Raw genomic sequence first — 25,507 nt, 5'->3', positions numbered from 1 at the left:
CTGACAAGCCTATGCAACTGCTTGCGAGGCTTGCCGCCCGTCGACGTGGAGTGGACCTCCGTCATCGGGCTCGCAAACCAGACGTTGACGACGCCTGCGCTCATTGACTTCGTTGATCAATTTGCATCGGTGTTGCCAGAGGACGTGTGCACCTATATCCGCCAGATCCATCGCCGAAACGTGCTGCGCAACGATCGGTTGGCCGGTCAACTGGAAGAGGCCGTCATTGCGATGAACGGCCAGGGAGTTACGCCGGTGTTGCTCAAGGGTGCGGCAACGCTAGCCACAGCACCTGTCGAGCGGCGAGGAGTTCGGCTGATGTGTGATCTGGATATTATGGTCGTGCCGGACGAAGCTGAAAGGGCGGTCGCCGCTCTGGGCGCAATTGGCTATGAAATTCATGATCAAGCGCGCCCCGAAAGCCGGAGATGGTATGTCGAGCTAAGTCGACCGCGGGATGTCGGAACCATCGATCTGCAACGGGCCGCTCCAGGCCCCGCGTACCTCTATGCTGGCCCCGGACATGCCCTGAACCATTGCGTCCCCGCGCTGCTGGGGCGGGGACGCGTGTACGTCCCGACGCCCACTTATCGAGCGCTGATGTTGATCATCCACGATCAGTTTCAAGACTACGGCTACTGGCTTGGCGAACTCGATCTGCGGCATCTGGTTGAGTTGCGCGACTTGAATGATTCCGAAGGGCTGGACTGGCAGGAACTTGCCTCTCATTTCTCGGGCGAACTGATGAAAAACGCGGTCGAAACCCAACTGCTCGCCCTTGCTGCGCTGCTTGGGGTCGATATCCCGCGCTCAATGCGCACCCGGCTGATTCCTCGTCTGCAGTTCATGCGACAATTAATGCAAGCGCGCCTTCCGGCCACACGTGTGCCGTTCCTCGCAATGACGGTCCTGGACCTCAGAAACTACCGGCGGGAGGCGACCTCTGGTTGCACGCAAACCGGCATGCGGCGGCCTGGATTGTGGTCCGTGCCAAGAACGGACACCTTACAGTTCCTGTTGAGGGCCGCCACCGCCGTTCGTGTCGGAAAGGTGTAAAGCCAGCAAGCTCGCACGCCTTCAAGGCCAAACAGTTTTAGCAAACGACATGTCTGCAGTTGCGCGGAGTTAATGCCCTTGTCCACCGGCATTCCGATCGGACGACTCGTCGTTCTCGCGAATCCTGAACTCTTCGAGCGTGTGCCCCGATTGGAGCGCGGCAACTAGCCAGCGAGGCTGTTTACCACGCCCCGACCAAGTCTCCGTCGGGCGGAGTGGATTGAAGTATTTTGGCACGACTTTCGGGTATTTGCGGCGCGGCGGCTCGCTCGTTCCGGCATTGGCGGCCCGGCGTTCAGCTTCACCGAATTGATCCGGCTGGTTGAGTTGCGCAAGACGCTTTTCGAGCTCTCGCTTCTCGACTGTGATCTTTTCGGCAAGTATCTTTGTTAGCTCTTCGTGAAGGAGCCAAAGTTCCTCAAAGTCCATGGCTTCGAGATCTTGCCGACGCATAGCATTCTCGTCACCGTTGGACTGACTCCTGATCCATCTGTCATCAAGCTTTCGAGCAATTATTGCCCCAGCACCCGATCAACGATGGACCAAAGTCAGTGTTTCAGATCCATACGACAATGAATAAATAATATATTATTTAATTAAATATTGCGAGGGTTATTTTATTAATGGGGATAGACAGATCAATGACTTGCTGCAGAGCAAGAAACGGGAAGATCTCGATCGAGTTCTTCTTGTGCGGCACAGTCGGAGCATCTTCCCCCGGCTGTACCCCTCGGACATTCGGGCCTGGAACTCAAATCGAGCACGGGCCGTTTGGGCTGACGGACATTGAGTTGGTTGGCGCCCGCTTGCGCATATCCGAAGGCGTGCGATAACGAAATTGCCCAAAAACGAGGGCAGCCTACGCGTCAACCATATTCATCGAGAATGTTGTGGTGCAGATGACTTGTACCGGCGCTCGATGTGATCCCATCACATCGGTTCGCTTGAATAGTCCCACGGCTGCCCGCTGGACGTGTGAAATTTATCCGCTCCGCAATTAGATTATGCGGATAGCCCACTGTTTCGGCTTGATTGATTGTTGCGACGCAGTTATCTGGAATGCGGATTTAAGTACGGTTCCATACTTTTGTTGGGAAAACCGAGTTCACCATCTTGATTAATGTCGATCCGGGGCATATTAAGTTTGGCGCAACTACAGGGTGCGAGCATGCCAGCTAAGAAACTCGAGTTAGAATCAATGTCCCTTGACGATCTCTGGTCGCTTCATGAGGAAATTAGCGGGATCTTATCGGACCGAATTAAGGCAGAAAAGCACGAACTGGAGAAGCGCTTGGCGGTCCTCGGGGGCGGGGTGGCTGTTTTGACGGCCTCAAGCGGACCGGGCGTGTCTCCGCCTGCCAAGGCGAGACGCAAATATCCGCGTGTGCTGCCGAAATACCGGAATCCCCAGACCTCCGAGACCTGGTCGGGGCGCGGCAAGCGGCCGCGGTGGTTGGTTGCTGCCATGAAGTCTGGCCGAAGAATTGAGGACTTTCGCATAGGGGATGCAAGTCCGAAGCTTCGTCAGCGCGCGTAACCTGATCTGCACTGTTCGACGGAGGGGTGGGGTTAAATGGCCGCCGCAGTGCCCGTGATCCTGTGGGCCTAATAGGCGTTGCGTCCCCGCAGCACTTCGAGGGGAGTTCGCAGCAGGATCACGAGATCAAGCCGAAGGCTCCAGTTGTCGATGTACCAGAGATCGTATTGTACGCGTGTTTCGACCGTGATGGCTGTGGGGGTTGGACCGCGGCAGCCATGGACTTGGGCCCATCCGGTCAGTCCTGGCCTGACCCTGCGGCGTAGGGCGTAGTTCCGCACGAGCTTGTCAAATTCTCCGTCATGAGCCAAGGCATGAGGACGGGGACCGACCAGCGACATGCTGCCGTCGAGAACGTTTAACAGCTGTGGCAGTTCATCGAAGCTTGTCCGTCGCAGCCATTTGCCGACGCGCGTCACCCGTCGGTCGAGGCGATGGGCCTGAAGGATCGCCGGCCCGTCCTCGAGCACATGCATCGTCCGGAATTTGCGGATCAGGAAGATCCGGCCATTAAAACCACAGCGTTGCTGTCGAAAGAATATGGGGCCGGGCGAGTCCAGCTTGATTGCAAGTGCGGCCAGCACAAGCAGCGGGGCAAGTATCGTCAAGGCGAGCGCGGCGCCGAAAAGATCAATGATTCGTTTGGTCGCACAGTCCAGCTGCGTAAGCGGCCCACCCTGGAGTTCAACACAGACCGTACTTCCAAGGCTTCGTGTGGGGTGTCGAAGCAATTCGGATGTCGTACCGACCGGCACGAACACAACCGGTAGCGGCAAGACCCGCAAATCGGCAACGAAGGCCCGGAGTTCGGGCCATCGTTCCGGGTGCGCTTCCACAACCACCTGGTCGAGCTCGGAGCTGCGAATGTAGTCAATCACGCGAGCCGTGAGCCGCCTTCGACAGGCAGGACCGAAGCCGATTGGGGGCAAGCTGAACCGGCCTCGGACACAATAACCATGCATCGCCAGCGTTTCAGGCAGTCCGGCGTTTTTCGATGGCGGCTGGTCGCTGACCAGAACAATGTTTGTGCTGGCGAATTTTCTGCCGCTCAGGCCCTTCCCGAGAAGCGCTCTCACTCCCCACCGCTCGGCCATAAGCAAGCCCAGGCCCAGGACAGCGAAAAGTGTGCCCGCTTGGTGAGAAGAGCCCGAACCAATTGCAAAACCGTACCCGGCCCATATCAAGAACAACAATGACGCCCATGCAATCCAGACGGCGCGCATCTGACTTCGCAGGACGAGGAGCTCGGCCGGCCGATAAAGACCGTGCGTCTTCAAGAGGCAAACGAGACATGTTGCGCTGACTAGGGCCAGGCCAAGTGCGTTGCTTAAGTCGCCTGCAGCCCATCCACTCTGAGCTCGGCTCACCCACATCGAAACGACGCTCGCAAAAAGAATGGTCGCAATATCCGCACAGAGCGCCACGTATTCGATCGACTCGTAACGAAGGGGCCATTTGTGCTGGCGGGATACCGACGGCCTGGGACCGATACGGTCCCTATCTTCCTCATGGGGGAAATGTCGGTTTATGAAATTCATTGTCGGGATACCCGAGACCTACAATTTAATTATTAATAATTAAATGAATATATCAAGTAAAAAATCACAATTCGCGCTACTTTAAATGTGCCGAGGTTGATCCTTGGCGCCGGGGGCCGGCGGATTCTTGATCGCCTAGGAATTGAAAGGAATAGCCGGGCGCTAGCGCGGCTTTCTCTCTCCCGAGACCCTGTTCGGCGGTGAAAATTCGCTTCCGGTCCCGGGAACTCGGATGCCCGCATGCATACCCTGAAGATAACCGGGATCTAACTCAGAAATCAGATTGTCCGCAAAAGCCTTGCCATCAGCTCCTGCGGATTTATAGGCGGCGAGGAGGGCCGGTCTGAGGGCAGGCTGATCTGCCAAGGCAATTTTCACGTCACGCTTTATCAGCTCACGCAGTTCGGGCTCACTTGCAACCGAGCCCGTGCCGAGGACGATAGTCAGCCGTAGCGGAAGTAGCGCCAGATCATTTGGTGCGGTGTAGTACGAGAGTTTCAGCAAAGCGATGAGGTCATATCCGGTCGACTTCTGCTCCTTCGAGATCGCCGCCAGCATGAGCCAAAGATCACCTCGCAAAGGCGAGTAGTGCAGTGCATCCGCGAACGCATTTAGCGACGCGAGATGTGTTCCGTCCTCGGGCCTTGAACCAGCAGTTTCATCGACCTTGGGCTGTGCCGTGGCGGGAATTTCTGCGCCCAAGTCGCCGTGGGCGGGAAGAGACTTCGACGGCGTACTCGAAAGCGCCTGGATTGAAGTGCGGCTGAAGGCAGGTTGTCCAATCGGCAGACCGCCGAGATGCGGTCGCTGCGTGAGCAGCCAGGCTGATTGCGCAATCAGAACAACCGCGACGAAGCCCAGCCCAAGACGCACTGACGCATTGCCGAACGCGCTTGGGCGCATTGGCGGGTTCATCGGATCTCGACTGTTTACGCCATTTGCGGACCGCGATGATCGTGAATAGGAGATCTCGCTGGCAGTACTGGGTCGGCTTTGAGCGAAAGCCAACCCGAACAGCGCAGCAGCGAGCAGCGATGCACCGTATTCGAGAATTCCATCCTCAATCAGGGCCAGTACAGCTAACGAAACCGCAGCGCCTGAACCGATAGCAGCGTAGACGTAGTCGTGACCACGCAGCAAGGAACGCCTGAACAAAGTAGCGGCGCCAAGCACCGTAACGATCAGCAAGCCGCAAAGAAAGGTCCGGCCCATTTCGATAGCTATGGCCGCGGCGGCCGTGGGGCGCTCTCGCGCCGCGGCTGTGCCGATGTCTCGATGAATTGGTAGCACTACCGGGTATGCTCCTGCGCCGAGGCCGGTCGGCGCGGTGTCCTGCAGCATCCGTTCAGTCGCAGCTTGCTGATGTCGGGATAGGGCGATCGTCAGATCGGTATCCTGCCTCATTGGCACAATGGTGAAGCTCGCGAGAAACAGGACCGCAGACGTCGCAAGCACGCCTGCTGTGCCCCAAATTCCGTAGAACCAGTTGCGGATGGCGAACACGGCCAACACAATTACCATGCCAAGCAGTGCAGCAACGACAATGCTGGTCTGGCCGCCAACAAGAATTCTCGCCAGACAGATGAGCATTGCCAAAAGAGCGAGCGATAGTTTCGTCGCCCAACCTAGCGCGGAGCCTGAAGGTTGCTTAATGCGTCGGCTTTGCTCCAATGCACCGACCATCATCCCAGAGGATAGCAACAAGCCCAGCGCCGCCGGAACCGCACTATTCACAAGCAAGAGAGCGGTATCCGAGCCGCTTATCTGCCGTAACATTGCATACCCGCTGACGCCAGCTGCGACCGAGACAAGAATGTAGAGGAGCTGTGACGCGCACTGTTTGTCCAACGCGACCACTGCCGTGAGGAGCGCGAGGGCGATGACCGCGTTGTAGTGCAAAACCGCCTGCACGGTTGTGCGAACGTCAACTGTGATCCGTTCGGCAAGGGGCTCATTCAAGGCAGCTGATGCGGCTTGCCATATAGGACTACCGAGTCCATGGATCGGAAGTGGAACGAGCTGGAGAGCCATCCAAACCGCCGGCGCAGCGAGCGCAAGGATGAGAAGGGGCCGTAGACGTCGTGCTAGTCGCGCGACTGCGGAGGAGGAGATGAAGATTGCTGCTCCCAGTACAGCGACGGCGAGAAGAGCCGAGAATATGCCCTGAACGCGCGAGACTTCGGGCGTTGCAAATGCCGAGGCGATGGTCATAAGAACAGCCAGCATTAGGAATTTGACGACCATATAGCATCACCCCCTCTGTCTGACCGATCGGCAGATGCTCAGCTCGACAGGCACTCTGATCTGCCTTCTAGAATTGCAACGCACCGCGACACGGCCAGTTCAAGAGCCCGAAAGGCCGTACCGAATGTAGTGGCTGTCATCATAGTAGTCGCTGCGTCCGGCGTCGTATCGCGCCATCGCCTTAATGTCAGTCTTATTAAATACCGCGCCGATGAGCGCGTCGGAAATGGTCGGAGCGGTATGCAAAGCATGCTGAACGACGTCAATTTTAGTACGCCCCCATTCGACGACCAGTACGTAGCAATCGATCAGAGGAGCGGTCACGCGCACGTCGACAAGAGGAGTGAGCGGCGGAAGATCCACGATGATGTAGTCGTAGCTTTGCCGGAGACGATCAAATAGCTTGCATATCGATGGGTCGGACAGAATCTCGCTTGTATGAAGCAGAGGACCGCGACGAACCGCCGGAAGGAATGCAAGGTTTGTCCTTGGATCTCTCCAGATTGCGTCTTCAAGCGAACAGCAGCCGTTCGCAACTTCAATGATGCCATCTGGGGCTTTGGGCGCGACGCTCGCCGAGAGCGTCGGATTTCTGAGGTCGCAATCGACAATGATGGCTTTCTTGCCGCTGTGTCCGATGAGTTGCGCAAGCGAGGCGGAAATCGTCGTCTTCCCTTCGTTGGGAAGAGCGGATGTTATGCCAATCACCTGGTTCGGGGTCTTCGCCGGACTATGATCGATTGCAAGCTTAATCGAGCGAATTGCCTCGGTATACCGTGAGAGGGGCATGCCGACGACGGCACGATGAATGTCCGGAACGGTCGAAATTATTCGTTGGCTCAGTTCCTCTTGCGTCTGTTGGAGCCGAGCCGCTGGCCTCTGCTGTCGGGACACACTTAGGATCGGGACGAGAGACAAGCACGGGAGTTCCAGCGTGGCCTCGAGTTGGGACGTGGTGCGGAAAACACGGTCCATCACGTCCCTGACGAAGGCCAGGAGTATGCCGAGCGCAAGTCCGCTCAGAAGGCCGATGCCAAGCACCACCTTGGTCTTTGGCTTGCTCTTGGTTTGGGCGGCCGAAGCGGGGAAGATCACCCGCGTCTCTGAAATGGGGAAGGTCTCTTGTTGTGCCGAACCCATGTAGTGTTGCAGAAACGTCTCGTAGAGCGCGCGCAGGCTCTTGGACCGGCTCTCCAGATCTCGAATGGTCAGTTCCGCCGAATTTGTGAGGCGCGAATGCGACACAGCTTGGGTAAGTTGTTTCTCGAGCTCCTGTTGCCGCTGCTGGGCGGCCTCAAAGTCGTTTCGACTGGACTCGGCAAGTCTCCTGACTTCCTCAAGAATCGACGTCCGGAGATCCCGCACTCGATTCCGAAGATTGACGACCGCGAGGTGATCGCGTCCATAACGCGTCGACCATTCAGATTCGCGTCGTGCCAGGTCGAGATATTGCTGTCTAAGGCTCGTGATGATCGGGCTCTGGAGCACGTCGGCGCCCAGCGCCTCAGGTAAACCGGCCACAGGCGAGCTCTTGGAGCCGGTCTGCAGGATGGTTTCATAGCCCTTGAGTTTTACCAGCGCATCGGAGGTCTGTGCACGAGCAGCCACAAGGCGGGCATTGAGCTCATTGATTTGCTGCTCGCCAATCGGCTTACCGCCCGGCGAGACAATGTTGTTCTGAGACTTGTAAGCATTGACGGCGCGTTCAGCGGTCAACGCCTCATCGCCAAGATTGCGGAGACGGTCCTGCAGCCAGCTTGTTGCTGTCCGAGTGGCATCAAACTTTGCGCTGAGCTGGCCGTTGATATAGGTGCTTGCGACTGCATTTGCGATCTCCGCGCTCAGCACGGGATCGCTCGAGCTGAAATTCACTTCGATGACATGGCTATAGCTAATCCGGCCTGCAGAGAGGCGGTCCAGAAAAGCCGCAATGGTGGTTTCGGACGGCTGATTTGGTGCCGCAGACTGCGCATCTTTCAGAGGATCGGATCTCCACCGCTGGATCCAGCGCTGGAGGGAAGACAGGGACAGGTCCGGCGCTTTGAAGTCGGGGTGATTGGCTAGCTTCAGTTGGTTGATCACTTCGACAGCGGTTGCTCGTGATTTGATGATCTGTAGCTGCGTCTCGATTTGAGCGACATCGACGAGCGGCTCCGAGAGAAGTGACTGCTGCTGGAGGAATTGGGCTCTTGGATTTGCGAGAATGATTTGAACCTGCGCCGTGTACGTTGGCGGCACCAGCCGCAGGTAAATCAGGCTGCTCGCAGTTACGAGAGCTGCGGTCACAAGGATCACGAGATATTGGCGCCGTACAAATACGATGCCCAATTTGATCAGCTCGCCGACGCCAGCGCCATCGCGGTCGGGCTGCAGGATCATTGGAAGGCGTGTTCTTTCGGATTGGAGCGGATGGGTATGAAGCATCAAACAGGCCTCTCGGGCAGTGATGACGTCGCGCGGGGGGCGGGCGCCGCCCTCGTTTTGAAATGGGTCGCATCATTTAAAATCAATATATACTATAAAATGTCGCTTGCAAATTAAATGAATATTGAATATTTAAGACAACGGAATTAAACGGGATGGTCGGCGACCACTCACCGGAGCGCGGATTGATTGAGCCTGACCTGTTCCTCCGAGCCACCTGCTGGGCTCGGCCGGTCAGTTTGGAGGGCTTCGGGGAAGATCGGGCCGTCTCATTTGAAGGGCGGCGGCTGGCGGAGAATGCCGATGCTGGAAGTGCGAAGTTTGGCGATTCCGGACGTCAAATTGGTCCGAACAGAAAGGTTTTCTGACGCCCGCGGCTATTTTTGCGAGACGTTTCGTCGCTCCGCTTTTGCGGAAAAGGGGATTCCGAACGATTTCATCCAGGACAATCAATCATGCTCGGAGCCGGTCGGGACGGTTCGCGGATTACACTTCCAGCGACCGCCGTTCGCGCAGGCCAAGCTGATCCGGGTGCTAAAGGGAGCGATTCTCGATGTTGCGGTCGATCTTCGGCGCTCCTCCCCGACGTTCGGCAGGCACGTCTCGGTCAAGCTGGACAGCGAGAGCGACGAGCAGTTGTTCGTTCCAAAAGGGTTCGCTCACGGCTTTTGCACACTGCAGCCTCAAACCATGGTCTTCTACAAGGTTGATGAGGTCTACTCTCCCGCGCACGACGGGGGAATTCATTGGGCCGATTCCGACTTGGCGATCGAGTGGCCCGTGAAGGCCTCAGAGGTCCGGCTTTCCGCAAAGGACCGAACGCTTCCCAACTTCGACCAGCTTGTTTCAGTGTTTGAATAGAGGACGTGGCATGCGTGTCCTGGTGACGGGCGGAGCGGGATTTATCGGTTCTGCCGTCTGTCGACAGCTGGTGTCGGAGGCAGGGGTCACCGTCGTCAATGTCGATAAATTGACATATGCGGCCAATCTGGCGTCGTTGGCATCCATCGACGGCTCAAGCTCCTATCGGTTTGAGCAGCACGACATCTGCGATCAGGAGGCTGTAGATCGTCTATTTGCTCGATGGGAGCCAACTGCGGTCATTCATCTAGCCGCAGAGAGTCATGTCGACCGCTCGATTACAGGTTCGGCAAAGTTCATCACTACCAACATAATCGGCACCTACACGCTGATGGAGGCAGCCAGGCGATACCATGATCGGTTGCCAGACGAGCGGCGGAAGCAGTTCAGATTCGTCCACGTGTCGACGGACGAGGTCTACGGTTCTTTGGGATCGTTCGACCGCTTCCGGGAAGATACACCCTATCGGCCGAGTTCGCCTTATTCAGCGAGCAAGGCGGCTTCGGATCACCTCGCGCTCGCCTGGCATAAGACCTACGGCTTACCGGTTGTCGTGTCGAACTGTTCGAACAATTACGGACCGTTCCAATTCCCGGAAAAGCTCATTCCGCTGACGATTCTCAACGCGATCGAGTACAAGCCGCTGCCTCTCTATGGTGATGGCAGCAATGTGCGTGACTGGCTTTATGTAGAGGATCACGCAGCCGGTTTGATACGGCTGCTGTTCGAGGGCAGGCCGGGAGAGAAGTATAATTTCGGCGGGGACAGCGAACGGTCCAACCTGGAGGTTGTCAGCCAGATCTGTGACGTGCTTGATCGATTACGTCCCGGGCCGGCAGCGAGGCGGTCGCTTATTACGTTCGTGCCGGACCGTCCGGGACACGACGCACGTTACGCGATCGACGCGTCTAAGGCTCACCGCGAGCTGGGATGGCAGCCGACCCGAAGCTTCGAGCAAGGTCTCGCCGACACCGTGGAATGGTATCTGGCCAGCGGCGCCTGGTGGGCGGGCGCTCGCAACAGCGTCTACGACGGATCGCGTCTCGGTCTCCCAGGCACCCTACACTGAGGTCGCACATGATTGAACGATCGATTTTGATTGCTGGTCGGAATGGCCAATTGGCCAGCTGCCTTCGTGATCTTGCTAACCTTCGCGGCTTGCCTGCGGTGGCCCTCGGACGCGAGGAGCTGAACCTGGAAGTCCGGGAGGGGATCGACAGGATGGTTGCCTCGGTCGCTCCCTCTATGATCATCAACGTCGCTGCCTATACGGCTGTAGATCAGGCAGAATCCGAAACCGGAAAGGCCTTCAGCATCAACCGCGACGGTGCGGCGGCGTTGGCGGATATCGCATGGCAGAGAAATATTCCATTTGTACATTTGTCAACCGAATATGTCTTTGATGGTGCGAAGCATGAGGCTTACGACGAGTCAGACGTTCCAGCACCGTTGAACGCGTACGGCGCTTCGAAGCTAGCCGGCGAAGCGGCTGTCTTGGCGGCGCATCCGCTGGCCACCGTCGTCAGGTCCTCTTGGATTTACAGCGCGATTGGCAGCAACTTCGTTCGGACGATGTTGCGGCTGGCCGAGACGCGCCCGATTGTAAAGGTCGTTTGCGACCAGCAGGGAAGCCCAACTTCGGCCGTGGATCTGGCGGCGGCGCTCCTCCACATTGCCGAGCGGTCGCTCACCGGCGATCGCCGCACCGCGGCGGGAATTTTTCACGTGACCGGCCAAGGAACGACGACCTGGCACGGCTTTGCAGAGGCAATTTTCGACGGTTTATCCCGTCGGGGGAGGCAGCCTCCAAAGCTCGAAGCGATTACGACCGAGCAGTATCCTTGTGCTGCGCGCCGGCCACCGAACTCGCGACTGGACTCATCCAAAGCGGAACGCGTGTTTGGAATTCGGTTGCCGGCTTGGCTCGACTCTCTCGAAACCTGTCTCGACCAACTCGTCGGAGAAGGAGACACTGATGCTGAAGGGAATCGTCCTGGCTGGCGGCAGCGGAACGCGCCTTTATCCGATCACGCGCGCGGTCAGCAAGCAATTACTGCCGATCTATGACAAGCCGATGATCTACTATCCCTTGTCGGTGTTGATGCTGGCAGGGATCCGCGAGATCTTGGTCATCACCACGCCGGCAGACCGGTGCCATTTCGAGCGATTGCTCGGAGATGGAAGCCAATGGGGCATTCGCCTCAGCTATGCCGAGCAACCCCGTCCGGGAGGGCTCGCGGAGGCGTTTATCGTTGGGGCCGATTTCATCGGAACCGACCGCGTGGCAATGGTGCTCGGAGACAATATCTTTTTCGGTAGTGGCTTGCGTGAACTGCTCGCCAGGGCTGCCTCACGCGAGGAAGGCGCAACTGTCTTCGCATATCACGTGCGCGATCCCGAACGATACGGCGTCGTTACGTTTGATGATGCGGGACGTCCTGCACGAATCGAGGAGAAACCGAGCAAGCCGACGTCGAACTGGGCAATCACGGGTCTTTATTTCTTTGACAATCGTGTGGTGCGGTATGCCCGTCGCGTCGAACCGTCGGCCCGCGGAGAACTCGAAATAACCGATCTGCAAATGCGCTACCTCTCGGCGGACGCTCTCCACGTCGAACGTATGGGGCGGGGCTTCGCATGGTTGGACACCGGCACGGTCGAGTCGCTTATCGAGGCAGGGACTTTCGTGCAAACCATAGAAAAGCGGCAGGGCATGAAGGTGGCTTGCATTGAAGAGATCGCCTTGCTGCAGGGCTTCATCGATCGAAACCAGCTTCTCGCGCTGATTCAGCCGCTGGAGAAGAGCGGGTATGGGAGATACCTCAACGAAATTCTGCGCCTTTCGGCTGCTGATTCCGCTATCGAGGTCGCCTGATCCAGCTATCAAATTTAATATATAATGAATTGACCTTCGCTATCCATTTAAATTAAATGTATTTATTAGAAATTGCGAGAGGCTGGCCATGCTGAATCAAAGGTCGAGCGTCTTCTATCGAGGAGCAAGGCCTCTCCTCCCGGAAGAAAGTGACTTCAACCCGACGATCCCAAGCCTGGAGCGACCGCCCTTCTGGGCCGCGACCTGGAGCAACAATCTGCCGGTGTGGCAGCCGCTCTGGATTCCATCCCGCGCAGGCCTGCCAGTTGGGAGCTCGAACGTCGGGACCGAGGCAAGTGTGGTCGCAGGTCCGGGTGCAAGTTCCCGGCAGCTGACCGCCATCGGCGGTGTGCTCAGTTACGCTGCCGCAGCGTTGCAGACAACATTGTCTGCCCAGCTGTCGGGTGCGACTCGTTGGATCAATGCGAGCGGCGGCTATTGGAATGTTGCTGCGAACTGGAGTGCCGGCGTTCCGGATATCTCGTCCACCGCGTCCATCGATGCGCCGGGACGCTATGTTGTTGCAGCCGCAGGCAATGTCGACATAACCAGGCTGGTTGTCGATGCAGATGCGACAGTTTCGCTCGGGGCTGGAAGCTCATTCGTCGTAGAGGGCGACGCAACAAACGACGGGAACGTCAAGCTTGGATCCTTCAGCGGAGAGCGCGTTGCTGCGGCAGATTTTAAGGGAGACGTCCGTGGATCGGGGGACTTCGCGATTTCCGACAAGGCAACTCTCGAGATCGGAGGGGCGGTCTCTGGGCAAGTCTTGAGTGGATCTTTTTCCGGAATAACCGTGTCCTTCGAGACCGATGCGGGCAATCTTATCCTCGATCACTCCACCCAATTCCACGGCCTGATCGGAAGTTCATCGCCGGATCGACCGCTTTCGGCTGGCAATCTCATTGATCTCAGGGATCTTTCCTTCACGTCGACGATGTCGGCGTCGGTTCATTACGACAGCAGCTCAAATATCAGTACGGTCGATTTCGGCAACGGAGCCGACAACGTCACCTTGCTGTTCTCCGGGAATGACCCGAACTGGACCTTTGCAAGCGACGGCCAGGGCGGCACCGTCGTTGCGGACCCGACCAACCCGATCGTGCTGGAGAATCAGAAACAAGGCACGCCGCAAAGCGTCTGGCAGATCGCCGCTGGCGCAGACTCAACGAAAATCCAGGGGTTCACGACGGCGATAAGTACCAATGTCGGCAGCACCGTTCAATTCAAGATCAACAACCAGACCGGCGCGCCGAACTACCATATCGATATCTACCGGCTTGGTTACTACGGCGGCAACGGTGCCCGGCTGATTACGAGCTTGCAGCATCAGGCTGCGGCCTCGGTGATTCAACCGGCCCCGTTAAAGGATACGTCCACTGGTCTCGTGGACGCCGGCAACTGGAGTGTGACTGACTCTTGGACAGTTCCGACGACCGCCGTATCAGGCGTCTACATTGCCAATGTTATTGACGGCACGCAGGTTTTCCAAATTCCGTTTGTCGTCCGCAGCGATGCGTCCACCAGCGCTATCGTGTTCCAAACGTCTGACCAAACCTGGGAAGCATATAACCCTTGGGGCGGGGCCGATCTTTACGCCGGCAACGGACCTGGTATCAACGGTTCCGCCTATGCCGTGAGCTACAACCGTCCGATCACGACGCGTGACGGCGGTCTGTTCGGCACCTCCAATGACATGGTGTTCTCGGCGGAGTATCCGGCGATCTACTGGCTCGAGCAGAATGGATACGATGTCTCCTATATCTCCGGCATCGACGCGGCGACCAGCGGATCACTCCTGCTCAACCATCAAGTCTACATGGACGTTGGCCATGACGAATATTGGACCGACAGCCAGGTTTCCAACGTCCAGGCGGCCGGCCATGCCGGCACCAACTTGATGTTCCTCAGTGGCAACGAGGTGTACTGGCAGACAAGACTCGCGGCCAGCATCGATCCCAGTCACACCGCGAACCGAACCCTGATTACGTACAAGGACACCCACGCCAATCAGTTGATCGATCCGACCGGGACGGCAACAAGCACGTTCATGGACGCGCGTTTTGCGTCAACCGGAGGCATGGCGGGGATCCCGTCCAATGCCCTCACCGGCACGGTGTTTCAGGTCGACTCCGACCGTACTGACGTGATCAAAATTCCGTATGGCATGACGAAGTTACGCTTTTGGCGCAATACGTCGGTCGCCAACACGCCGTCTGGCCAATCGGCGTCCCTTGTACAAAATTTGCTTGGTTACGAGTGGGATTCATCGCCCGACAATGGCTTCCGCCCGGCTGGACTGGTCGATGTGTCGTCGACGACGTTGCAGATCAACGGCCAATATCTGTTGGACTATGGCAACACCACGGGTAACGGAACGGCAACGCATAATCTGGTCGAGTTTCGCGACCCCGTCAGTGGTGCTTTGGTTTTCGGAGCCGGTACGGTGTTCTGGTCGTGGGGCCTTGCCTCCGACCACGATCAGGTGACGGGCTCGGCGACGCCGATTGATCCGAATGTTCAGCAGGCGACGGTCAATGTGCTCGCCGATATGGGCGTGCAGCCCGCGACGCTGCAGGCGAGTCTGGTGATCGCATCCCAATCGAGTGATCACACGGCGCCGACCTCCACCATCACGAACGTTTCGGCCAGCAGCGTCCCGGAGAGCCAGTCGGTCACCGTCACGGGAACGGCCAGTGATGTGGGTGGCGTCATCGGCGGTGTCGAAGTCTCGACCGACAGCGGAAAGACGTGGCATCCCGCCACCAGCGGTTTCGGCACCGCGAACGTGACATGGTCGTATACATTCACCGCAGGCGCTTCCGGCCAGTACAAGATCGAAAGCAGGGCGGTGGATGACAGCGTCAATCTTGAAACTCCGGGCGCGGGAGTCGGCTACACGGTTACGCCTTCGACGAACTTGTCGATGTTTAGTCCGACGGATACGCCGGCCGTCATCACCACCAATGATGCCGGCGCCGCAGAACTGGGCGTGAAATTCGTCGCCGCCGTATCGGGCGACATCACCGGCATCCGGTTCTACAAGGGGCCGCAGAACACAGGGACGCATCTTGGCGATCTCTGGACTACCAGCGGCGCGCTGCTTGCAAGCGCGACGTTCACCAACGAAACCGCTAGCGGTTGGCAACAGGTGAATTTCGCGACACCAGTGCATGTGCAGGCCGGGCTCACCTACGTCGCCTCCTACCACACGAATACCGGTCAGTACTCCACGACCGACTTCTATTTCGATAACGCCGGACATACCCGCGGTCCCTTGACGGCCACAGGTAGCGGCCTCAATGGTGTCTATGCGTACGGTCCCGGACCGCTTTTCCCGAACACCGTTTCGAACATAAAGGCTGATAATTATTGGGTAGACGTCGTCTTCAGGGACACCACCCTGCAACCGCAGGCCAACAATGACAGCGGGTTTAACGTTGCGGAAAATGGTGTGCTGAGTATTCCGGCGTCGGCGCTCCTCGCCAATGATACGGATCCGGCCGGCCTGTCGTTTTCGATCACCAGCGTGAGCAGCCCGGTCAACGGGAGCGTAAGCTACAACGCACAAACTCAGACGGTGACGTTTACTCCGACCGCGAATTTCGCCGGACCGGCTCAATTCTCCTACACCATCACTGACACGAGCGAGGCCAGCGGAACCGGCCAGGTCTCCCTCAATGTCAATTACCCGGTTTCCGCTCAGAGCCTGTTCGCCACCACCGACACGCCGAGTGTGGTCAATTCGGGTGACACGAGTTCCGTCGAGGTTGGAGTCAAATTCAGCGCCTCGGTCAACGGGACGATAACCGGCCTCCGGTTCTACAAGGGTTCGTTGAATACGGGTACACACGTCGCGCATCTCTGGACTGCGACGGGAACGCTGCTGGGCACTGCGACTTTCAGCGCCGAGACCGCCAGCGGCTGGCAGCAGGTAAGCTTTTCGAGTCCGATAGCCGTTACCGCGGGCACGACATATGTCGCTTCCTACCACACCAACGGCAACTATTCAGACACTCAGAGCTATTTCACGAATTCTATTACCAATGGCCAGTTGAGCGCGCCAGCGGCCGGGAATGGAGTCTATGCCTACGGATCCGGTGCGCCGTTCCCAACCAACGTTTACAAGTCGAGCAACTACTATGTTGACGTGGTGTTCAACGGATCCTCCAACACCAACGCACCGCCGACGGCGGTCGCCGATACTGGCGACGCCACGGAGAAAGGCGGCCTCGCCAACGGCACGGGCGGCTCGCCCGCTACGGGAAACGTACTGACCAATGACACGGATCCAGACGCCGGCGACACCAAGACCGTAACTGCGGTCGCCTTCGGCTCGACCGCTGGCACGCTTGGCTCGACTTTGAATGGAGCGCATGGTGGCCTCGTGCTCAATGCGACGGGAGCTTTCACTTATACCGTCAACGAAACCGATCCCGCCGTGCAGGCCCTGCGGCTTGCGACCAACACGGTGACTGACGTCTTCAATTATACGATGCGCGACGCCGCCGGCGCGACCTCGTCCACGACACTCACGATCACCGTTCACGGCGCCAATGACGCGCCGGTGCTGGCGGTCCAGACCGGCAACCAAACGGCAACGGTTGGTTCGGCCTTCTCGCTGACGCTGCCTGCCGGCACCTTCACTGACGTTGATTCCGGCGATTCGCTCGCCTACACGGCAACCGCCGCCGATGGCTCGCCACTGCCTGGCTGGTTGAGTTTCAACGCCACCACCCGGACCTTCAGCGGCACACCGGCGTCTGGCGATGTCGGCACGGTCAGCGTAAAGGCAACCGCAACCGATCTCGGCAGTCTCGCCGCCAGCGAAACGTTCAATATAGCGGTGACGACGACGCCGAACGCACCGCCGACGGCGGTCGCCGATACTGGCGACGCCACGGAGAAAGGCGGCCTCGCCAACGGCACGGGCGGCTCGCCCGCTACGGGAAACGTACTGACCAATGACACGGATCCAGACGCCGGCGACACCAAGACCGTAACTGCGGTCGCCTTCGGCTCGACCGCTGGCACGCTTGGCTCGACTTTGAATGGAGCGCATGGTGGCCTCGTGCTCAATGCGACGGGAGCTTTCACTTATACCGTCAACGAAACCGATCCCGCCGTGCAGGCCCTGCGGCTTGCGACCAACACGGTGACTGACGTCTTCAATTATACGATGCGCGACGCCGCCGGCGCGACCTCGTCCACGACACTCACGATCACCGTTCACGGCGCCAATGACGCGCCGGTGCTGGCGGTCCAGACCGGCAACCAAACGGCAACGGTTGGTTCGGCCTTCTCGCTGACGCTGCCTGCCGGCACCTTCACTGACGTTGATTCCGGCGATTCGCTCGCCTACACGGCAACCGCCGCCGATGGCTCGCCACTGCCTGGCTGGTTGAGTTTCAACGCCACCACCCGGACCTTCAGCGGCACACCGGCGTCTGGCGATGTCGGCACGGTCAGCGTAAAGGCAACCGCAACCGATCTCGGCAGTCTCGCCGCCAGCGAAACGTTCAATGTTGCGGTGAGCACCGCGCCCTCGACGGTCAGCTTGTTCTCGAGTTCCGACACGCCATCAGTGCTATCAACGTCCGACACATCGCAAGTCAATCTTGGCGTACGGTTTACGTCCTCGGCGGCCGGAACCATCTCCGCAATCAAGTACTACAAGAGTGCGAATGACACCGGTACTCACGCCGGCTCGCTGTGGAGTAGCACAGGCACGCTCCTGGCGACCGCAACCTTCTCCAACGAGACCAGCAGCGGTTGGCAAACCGTGACGTTCAGCAGCCCAGTATCGATCGCGGCCGGCACCACCTATGTCGCGAGCTTCCACAGCAACGGCCATTATGCCGATACGCCTAACTACTTCGCCACTGCCCACGCGAATGGCCCGCTCACGGCTGCCGCAAGCAACAATGGTGTCTATAGCTATGGAACAGGAAATCTGTTTCCGACTAGCACATTCAGTGCCACCAATTACTGGGTCGACGTCGTGTTCAACAATTCCACCGGCGGCACGAACCAGCCCCCGATCGCCAATAACGACAGTGGTTTCAATGCGACCGAAAATGTACCTCTCAGTATTTCCGGTTCGACGCTTCTAGCAAACGATACCGATTCGAATGGGGATGCTCTTACGATCACGGGCGTCAGTGGCGCCGTCAACGGTACAGTCGGTTTCAGTTCTCAAAACAACACTGTGACGTTCACGCCAGTCAACGGATACACCGGACCGGCGTCGTTCAACTACGTCATCGCGGATGGCCGGGGCGGCACGGCAAGCGCGAGGGCGGATGTCACCGTCCATGCGCCGTCCGCGAGCACTGTGAGTCTGTTCAGCGCGAATCCAACGCCAAGCGTGGTTACAGTGAATGATCCAAATTCTGTCGAACTGGGTATGAAGTTTCAGGCGTCCACCTCGGGCGACATTGTTGGCGTGCGCTTCTACAAGGGACCATCCAACACGGGGACGCACGTCGCCGATCTCTGGAGCAGCACAGGCAGCTTGTTAGCCACCGCGACCTTTTCCAACGAGACGGCGAGCGGCTGGCAGCAGGTCAACTTCGCGACGCCAGTCACGATCACGGCGGGAACGACTTATATCGCTTCCTACCACACTGCGGGCAACTACTCGGACGATCCAAACCTGTTTGCCAATGCGGTGACCAACGGACCACTAACGGCTCCGTCATCCTCGTCAAGCGGGGGTAACGGCGTCTACGCGTACGGATCCGGCAGCCTCTTCCCGAGCAACACCTTTAACGCGACGAGCTACGCGGTCGACGTCGTCTTCAGGGCGCAGCTCGCAGCATAGGAGATTTGGATGCACGCAGAAATTTATACTGACGGGATTGACGAGGTTACAATTGGCGGATCGATCGTGCGGGTGGATCTGTTCAGTCTCTCGCCTACGGAACGTGACGCCAACAATGCGCCAAAGAAGGTCTTTCGGCAAAGGTTGATCTTTTCGGCGGAGTCGTTCGCGAACTCTGTCGAGGTGATGCAGACCGCGCTTCAAGGTCTCGTAGACGCCGGCGTCGTTCAACGCAATCAGCCGAGAGCGCCAGGTGCAGCGCCACAGGCTGCTGTGCGAGTCGAGCGTGCCCCATCGGTTTCGGACAGCTCACGATCTCAAAATGTCTCAACCAACTTCCGTTGAAATCGAACAATGTGAACCGGCAGCGCCCCTATCTGAGGACGAGCCGCGTTTGGCTACCCGGACGGCGCTCGAATGCCTTTCAAGGGTCGCTGCCCATCACGGTATCGATCTGCCGTCGGACCGTTTGCGTCATGCATATGCCGTCGATGATGCCGGCATCTCGACTGACCTCTTGCTGCGCATGGCGCATGAGGCCGGGCTTCGCGCCCAGGCGACGCAGCTCGATTGGAAGGCACTATGCCAGCTCGGCGAAGCCTATCCGGCTCTTGTTCAGCTCTCGAACCAGAACTGGGTGCTTGTGGTCGGCGCCGGGCCGGAACGCGATGCCATAACCGTCTTTGATCCCTTGGCTGAGCGGAGGGACGAACCGCTGCTCGTCGATGCCGAACGATTTTGTGCCAGATGGCTCGGAAAGGTTGTCCTGTTCAAGCGCGAGAGTCGTTCAACACAGGGCCCGAGGACCTTTGGATTGCGCTGGTTCGTACCCGAAATGCTCCGGGAATGGCGCTTGTTCTCTGACGTCGCGATCGCCGCCGTCTTCCTGTATGCGCTCGGCCTCGCGCTTCCAATCTTCTTTCAACTCGTGATCGACAAGGTTCTTGTCCACGAGAGTCTCACGACGCTCTACGTACTCTCGGCTGGCGCGATTATCGCGCTCTCCTTCGATGCCATATTCAGCTTCTTGCGTCGTTACCTGCTGCTTTATGCCACGAACAAGATCGACATCCGGGTTGCGACCAAAACGTTCCGGCACCTTTTGGGACTTCCCGTAACCTTCTTCGAGCATATCTCGGCCGGTGTGCTGGTGAAGCACATGCAGCAGGCCGGGCGGATTCGCGAGTTTCTGACCGGTCGACTGTTCCTGACCGCATTGGACGCGCTTTCGCTGTTCGTCTTCCTGCCTGTCCTCGCGCTCTACAGCGTTAAGCTGACATGCGTCGTCCTGGCCTTTACCGCCATCAGCGGTAGCGTGATTGTGATTTTGATGGGACCGTTCCGACGACGGCTCTACCAGCTCTACCAAGCCGAAGCCGGCCGCCAGGCTCTTCTGGTCGAGACGGTGCACGGAATGCGCACGGTGAAGTCTTTGGCCATGGAGCCCAACCAGAACAGGGCATGGGACGATCGCTGCGCGCAATCGGTATCGATGCGTTTCGGGGTTGAAAAGATCTCGGCGGGCGCCCAGGCACTGACCGGTTTTCTCGAGAAGATGATGACGCTCGGTATCGTGGCTCTGGGCGCGCTGGACGTCTTCGGTGGCGAGATGACGATCGGCGCACTGGTCGCCTTCAACATGCTGGCGGGACGCGTCTCGGGGCCGCTGGTTCAGATGGTGACCATGGTTCACGAGTATCAGGAGGTCGCGCTGGCGGTTAAGATGCTGGGCGAGGTCATGAATAGGCAGCCGGAACGGGACGGTCATCGGGACGGGCTGCGTCCCGATTTGGTCGGCCAGATCGAGTTTGAAAACGTGACCTTCCGCTATGGCGAGGGAGCGCCGGCGCTGGACGACGTCTCGTTTTCAATCGCTCCCGGTTCGGTCTTTGGGATTGTCGGTCGGAGCGGCTCAGGCAAGACGACGCTGACGCGACTGATCGCGGGAATGTATCCGGTGCAGCAGGGACTACTACGGATCGACGGCCATGATTCGCGCGAGATTGATCTTACCCACCTGCGGCGGAATCTCGGGGTCGTGCTCCAGGACAATTTCCTGTTCCGGGGCACCGTGCGCGAAAACATCGCTTGCGTGAAGCGTGACGCGACGTTCGAAGAAGTTGTCAGGGCGGCCCAGCTCGCCGGCGCCGACGAGTTCATAGAGCGGCTGCCGAGGGGATTCGATACCATGCTCGAGGAGCAGGCATCGAACCTGTCGGGCGGGCAAAAGCAGCGGCTTGCGATCGCCCGCGCCTTGATCGTCAACCCGCGCATTCTGATCCTCGATGAAGCGACCAGCGCGCTGGACTCCGAGAGCGAAGCGATCATCCGGCGCAATCTGCGGCGTATCGCCGAAGGACGGACCGTCATCATTGTATCGCATCGGCTTTCGATGCTGTCGGATGCGAGCCAGATTTTGGTCATCGACCGTGGACGAATCGTCGATGTGGATCGTCACGACGGGCTGCTGGCGAAGTGTACGATCTACAGACATCTCTGGAATCAGCAGACGAGACAGGTCGCATGACCGGTGCCGAGAAAAGCAGGGCGGAGGGGAGCTCCGGCAGATCGGGGCCTTCGACCGTTTCGCGGAAGCGGCGAGGGCTGTCGAGGCCCGCGTCGACGGCATCTCGCGTAGTTGCGGAATTTCAGTCCGACGCCGCCGAGATCGAGCAGGGAACGCCACCGCGCGGAGGACGGATCACGCTCTATTGTGTCGTCGCCCTGATCGCGACCGCGATCGCGTTCGCGTGCGTGTCGCGTGTCGACATGATTGTGACGGCACAGGGCAAACTGATTACCACACGTCCCAACCTGGTCGTCCAGCCGCTGGAAACATCGGTCATTCGGGAAATTCGCGTTAAGGCCGGCGATCCGGTTAATCGCGGCGATGTCCTTGCGATCCTCGATCCGACATTTTCTCAGGCCGACCTTGATCAACTGCGCAGCCGCCTGGCGGGTTTCGACGCCTCCATCGACCGGGTCCGGGCGGAATTGGACGGCGTTGAGTACGTTCTCGAGGAGCCTGCGAATGCCGATCAGGCGCTGCAGCGAAAGGTATTTCTCCAGAGAAGGTCGGCTTACGATCTTCAGATCCAGAACTACGACGCGCAGATTGCGTCCGCTCAGGCCAATCTGAAGACGGCCCAGGATGAGGAATTCGTTCTGACCCAGCGGCTGGAGACCATGCAGTCCATTGAGGCCATGCGAAATGTGTTGATGGCGAAGGAGGTCGGTTCAAGACTGAACTTCCTGTTGTCCCGGGACGCGCGGCTGGAGGTTGAAAGCAATCTGGCGCGTGTTCGTGGCGCCATTGTCGACAACATGCATCGTTTGGATAAGGCCCGTGCAGACCAAAAGGTCTTCGCTGCAGAGTTTCGCCGCACTGCCTATCAGGAGCTCGTGGAGACGTTGCCCAAGCGTAACAGCGCCGCGGAGGAGCTCAAGAAGACGGAGCTTCGCCGGCAATTGATCGTGCTGCACGCACCGGCTGATGCGGTGGTACTTGAAATTGCCAATCGGACGGTGGGTTCAGTAATTCGCGAGGCCGAGACATTTTTTGTATTGGTCCCTCGCGACGAGACGCTCCGGGCGGAGGTCAACGTCGAAGGTAGGGATATCGGACAGCTGACGGTCGGGCAGGCCGTACGAATCAAGTTTGAAGCATTTCCGTTCCAGAAGTACGGCACGGCAACTGGTGAGATTGGGGTCATCAGCCAGGACTCATTCTCGCCAGACGCGAAGGCCGATGGTGCGCGCCGCCCGTCAGCTCCCTTTTATCGCGTACTGATCGATTTGCGCGACATGCATCTTCGGCTGCCGCCGGAACGCGTTCAGTTCATGCCAGGTATGGCGGTCACCGCCGAAATAAAGCTCGGAAAGCGGACGGTGATTTCCTATTTCCTCTATCCCTTGCTTCGCGGATTAGATGAAAGCATCCGGGAATACTGACCCGATTGACTATGGTGTAGTGCGATGATGATCGGTCCCAATTTTGGTGTGAAGCTGGCAGTGCCGGCCGCGGCGAACACGCCGTCCCTCAACTCACCGCTGATAAACTATGCGCTCAAAGGCCTGGAACGCTGCTGGTTGCCCGGGGAGCGCCGTTGGTCGCACATTTATCACCTCGACAGACGTGCTTCCCCAAACGAGTCGATACCGCATAGTGACGTGTTTTATACCCTCAATGTCCTGCTTGGGATGTCGCGGGTCGTGGAACGTCCGATCGGTATCGATATCCCAGAGATATTCCATCGAAATGTCATGCAGCTCACCGCACTTCCAGTGCGCAAATATGCCTTTGGCATGGCCTTGTGGGCCGCCGCCGAGCTCGACCTTCCGATTCCGGAGCAGGTGACGCGCGAGCTGAAGCGGACTCTGTCGGATGAGTCACGGTGGAGCACGTTTCGGGCGCAGGATCTGGGCATGCTGCTGACGGGAGTCGTCGCTCAGGCAAGGGCAGGTAACAGGGAGTGGACGTGCTTCGCCGCCCCGCTCTTTCGCTTCCTGAAGGAGCGTTTCCATAGCGAGTCGGGACTGTTCTTCGACGCCCCGGGTGGCTTTCGACGCCGTTTCGCGTCATTTGCGACCCAGACCTATCTCTCCATCGCCTGCTATCAGTATGGCGAATTCCTTGGCGATGCGTCTGCGCTTGTCATGGCCGATACTTGTGTGCGCGATCTCATAGCGGTCCAGGGGCCACAAGGCGAATGGCCCTGGTTTTTCGACGCGCTGAGCGGCCGCGTCGTTGATTTCTACGAAGTCTATTCAGTCCATCAGTATGGAATGGCCCCGGCGCTGCTGGAATGGGCAGAGCGCTTTGGGCGGCGAGAAGCGCGGGACGCCTTGATCAAGGGATTCAACTGGGTACTTGGTCACAACCAGCTGGGCCGGACCATGCTCGTGCCTGAACTAGGCCTGACCATCCGTTCGCAGGTACGCAAGCATGAATTGAAGACCAAGGCGCCGCGGGTGTTGCGCGCGGTCAAGAACGTCTGGCGCGACAAGGGGGGGACGCTGATCGACAACGCGAACGTGGGTGTTCGGCTTGAGTGTCGCAGCTACGAGCTCGGCTGGATCCTGTGGTCATTCGGCCGACGTTCCGATTTGCTGCAACTGACGCACGACCACGTCTTTGGTGCGGAACCTGCTGAACTGGCGTGAACTAACGGTTCCAAGCCATTGCTCGCCGCCCGCCCAGGTGCGAAAGCATCGTCATGGCACGATGTGCTCGGACAGCACACAGAACGGCGATAGCCTTGAGACGGGGGCTGCCGCCATGTAGACGGTCGCTGGTTAGTATCGTAACAGCGCCTGGCGCAAGTGATGCCAGGACCAGCAAAGCCTGCGCAATCCAACGCAATTGCCATGCTGGATTACCTTCAGCCATGTTGCGATAGTGTGCGATTTGTCGATCCCATTTTGCATAGAGCTCCCGAAGGGAGCTTCGCGCTGGATGGAAGACGACCATGTCGGGGATGTACCGAAATCGGAGTCCGGCACGTAGTGCACGCTGCCCCCACTCCATGTCTTCCGCAACATCGACGCCAGCGAATGGGCCGACGCGATCGAAATCGCGACGAAGCACTGCCATATTTCCTGTGCCGGAATAACCGTGGCGCTCGATATAAAGCTTGAAGCGGTAAGCGAAGACGGTCTCATAAGCTGCAACGGCACTAAGACTCTCATTTTCCGCCGTCCAGATGCGAACGTCGCCCCCGAGGACCGTGTCAGGCGGCGACGAGCGCGACCATTGCACTATGATGTGAAGCCAATCCGGATGCGCCCTGCAATCCGCATCGATGAAGGCGAGCATCTCACCTCTCGCGATCGTCACGCCGGCATTGCGCGCTGGACCGGGACCGGGCTCCGATTCATGCAGCAAAGACACCCCGGGATGTCGAGCAACGACGTCCGTTGGGGACGTTGCCGATCCGTTGTCTACCACGATGACCTCGAACGAATGCCGACTCAGGGTCTGTGCGTCAAGGCTACGCAAACAGGCTTCCAGCGCATCAGGCTGGTTGAGGTGGGGAATAATGACGGAAATCATCGTTTAATTTCCCATTTAATTTCTGTTCCGTTCGCCGCCTGCCCTCATCTGCCCGGCAGCTTTCATTCTCCGCAGCGTGTGGCCAAGTTCGATCATT

At 58.5% G+C, this 25,507-nt stretch carries 16 protein-coding genes; 11 read left to right on the top strand and 5 right to left on the bottom strand.

What is annotated here, in order from left to right:
* Window positions 1–30 precede the first annotated feature (30 nt).
* On the top strand, window positions 31–1,056 hold the full coding sequence (locus BcanWU425_RS25300; protein WP_231188656.1) for a nucleotidyltransferase family protein: 1,026 nt from the start codon (window positions 31–33) through the stop codon (window positions 1,054–1,056).
* Window positions 1,057–1,125: 69 nt separating this feature from the next.
* Here BcanWU425_RS25300 and BcanWU425_RS25295 read toward each other — a convergent pair whose 3' ends face one another.
* Window positions 1,126–1,509: an H-NS histone family protein gene (locus BcanWU425_RS25295; protein WP_085395796.1), complete on the bottom strand. Its 384-nt coding sequence runs from the start codon at window positions 1,507–1,509 to the stop codon at window positions 1,126–1,128.
* A 715-nt stretch (window positions 1,510–2,224) separates the two neighbouring features.
* On the opposite strand from BcanWU425_RS25295, the gene BcanWU425_RS25290 reads away from it, so the two are divergent.
* Window positions 2,225–2,593 carry an H-NS histone family protein gene (locus tag BcanWU425_RS25290; protein WP_204510843.1) on the top strand — a complete coding sequence of 123 codons (369 nt, stop codon included), beginning with the start codon at window positions 2,225–2,227 and terminating at the stop codon, window positions 2,591–2,593.
* Between the two features lie 68 nt (window positions 2,594–2,661).
* Here the strand turns inward: BcanWU425_RS25290 and BcanWU425_RS25285 are convergent, their stop codons facing one another.
* From BcanWU425_RS25285 to BcanWU425_RS25275, 3 genes are all read right to left on the bottom strand, one after another.
* On the bottom strand, window positions 2,662–4,131 hold the full coding sequence (locus BcanWU425_RS25285) for an exopolysaccharide biosynthesis polyprenyl glycosylphosphotransferase (protein WP_204510844.1): 1,470 nt from the start codon (window positions 4,129–4,131) through the stop codon (window positions 2,662–2,664).
* Between the two features lie 162 nt (window positions 4,132–4,293).
* Window positions 4,294–6,375, bottom strand: coding sequence for a hypothetical protein (locus tag BcanWU425_RS25280; RefSeq protein WP_204510845.1), 2,082 nt, complete (start codon window positions 6,373–6,375; stop codon window positions 4,294–4,296).
* Between the two features lie 99 nt (window positions 6,376–6,474).
* Window positions 6,475–8,754 carry an AAA family ATPase gene (locus BcanWU425_RS25275; RefSeq protein ID WP_231188655.1) on the bottom strand — a complete coding sequence of 760 codons (2,280 nt, stop codon included), beginning with the start codon at window positions 8,752–8,754 and terminating at the stop codon, window positions 6,475–6,477.
* A gap of 348 nt (window positions 8,755–9,102) precedes the next feature.
* Here BcanWU425_RS25275 and rfbC point away from each other — a divergent pair, with 348 nt between their 5' ends.
* The 9 genes from rfbC (at window position 9,103) to BcanWU425_RS25230 (ending at window position 24,521) form a co-directional block, all read left to right on the top strand.
* Window positions 9,103–9,660 carry a dTDP-4-dehydrorhamnose 3,5-epimerase gene (rfbC, locus tag BcanWU425_RS25270; RefSeq protein WP_231188651.1) on the top strand — a complete coding sequence of 186 codons (558 nt, stop codon included), beginning with the start codon at window positions 9,103–9,105 and terminating at the stop codon, window positions 9,658–9,660.
* A 10-nt stretch (window positions 9,661–9,670) separates the two neighbouring features.
* Window positions 9,671–10,729 (top strand): dTDP-glucose 4,6-dehydratase, encoded by a 1,059-nt coding sequence (gene rfbB, locus BcanWU425_RS25265; RefSeq protein WP_204510847.1) that lies wholly within the window; start codon window positions 9,671–9,673, stop codon window positions 10,727–10,729.
* Between the two features lie 8 nt (window positions 10,730–10,737).
* On the top strand, window positions 10,738–11,727 hold the full coding sequence (rfbD, locus tag BcanWU425_RS25260) for a dTDP-4-dehydrorhamnose reductase (RefSeq protein WP_204510848.1): 990 nt from the start codon (window positions 10,738–10,740) through the stop codon (window positions 11,725–11,727).
* Window positions 11,636–12,535, top strand: a complete 900-nt coding sequence (rfbA, locus tag BcanWU425_RS25255) for a glucose-1-phosphate thymidylyltransferase RfbA (protein ID WP_311979544.1) — start codon at window positions 11,636–11,638, stop codon at window positions 12,533–12,535. Before rfbD ends, rfbA begins: the two co-directional genes overlap by 92 nt.
* 88 nt (window positions 12,536–12,623) lie before the next feature.
* Window positions 12,624–19,358: a DUF4082 domain-containing protein gene (locus BcanWU425_RS25250; protein WP_204510849.1), complete on the top strand. Its 6,735-nt coding sequence runs from the start codon at window positions 12,624–12,626 to the stop codon at window positions 19,356–19,358.
* Window positions 19,359–19,367: 9 nt separating this feature from the next.
* Window positions 19,368–19,703: a hypothetical protein gene (locus tag BcanWU425_RS25245; RefSeq protein WP_204510850.1), complete on the top strand. Its 336-nt coding sequence runs from the start codon at window positions 19,368–19,370 to the stop codon at window positions 19,701–19,703.
* A complete protein-coding gene (locus BcanWU425_RS25240) occupies window positions 19,681–21,885 on the top strand; it encodes a peptidase domain-containing ABC transporter (protein ID WP_204510851.1) in 2,205 nt (734 codons plus the stop codon). Before BcanWU425_RS25245 ends, BcanWU425_RS25240 begins: the two co-directional genes overlap by 23 nt.
* A complete protein-coding gene (locus BcanWU425_RS25235; RefSeq protein WP_204510852.1) occupies window positions 21,882–23,309 on the top strand; it encodes an HlyD family type I secretion periplasmic adaptor subunit in 1,428 nt (475 codons plus the stop codon). The genes BcanWU425_RS25240 and BcanWU425_RS25235 overlap by 4 nt, the downstream gene beginning before the upstream one ends.
* Before the next feature lie 24 nt (window positions 23,310–23,333).
* The gene (locus tag BcanWU425_RS25230; protein ID WP_231188649.1) at window positions 23,334–24,521 is read left to right on the top strand and encodes a hypothetical protein; all 1,188 of its coding nucleotides are present in this window, start codon (window positions 23,334–23,336) and stop codon (window positions 24,519–24,521) included.
* A 1-nt stretch (window position 24,522) separates the two neighbouring features.
* Here BcanWU425_RS25230 and BcanWU425_RS25225 read toward each other — a convergent pair whose 3' ends face one another.
* Complete coding sequence (locus tag BcanWU425_RS25225) at window positions 24,523–25,410, bottom strand: glycosyltransferase (protein ID WP_204510853.1); 888 nt, start codon at window positions 25,408–25,410, stop codon at window positions 24,523–24,525.
* Between the last annotated feature and the right edge of the window lie 97 nt (window positions 25,411–25,507).

The organism is Bradyrhizobium sp. WU425 (genome assembly GCF_021052305.1).
Classification (GTDB): domain Bacteria; phylum Pseudomonadota; class Alphaproteobacteria; order Rhizobiales; family Xanthobacteraceae; genus Bradyrhizobium; species Bradyrhizobium canariense_D.
Note: the sequence above shows the minus strand (reverse complement) of the source record. Positions and strands in the feature narration are given on the sequence as shown.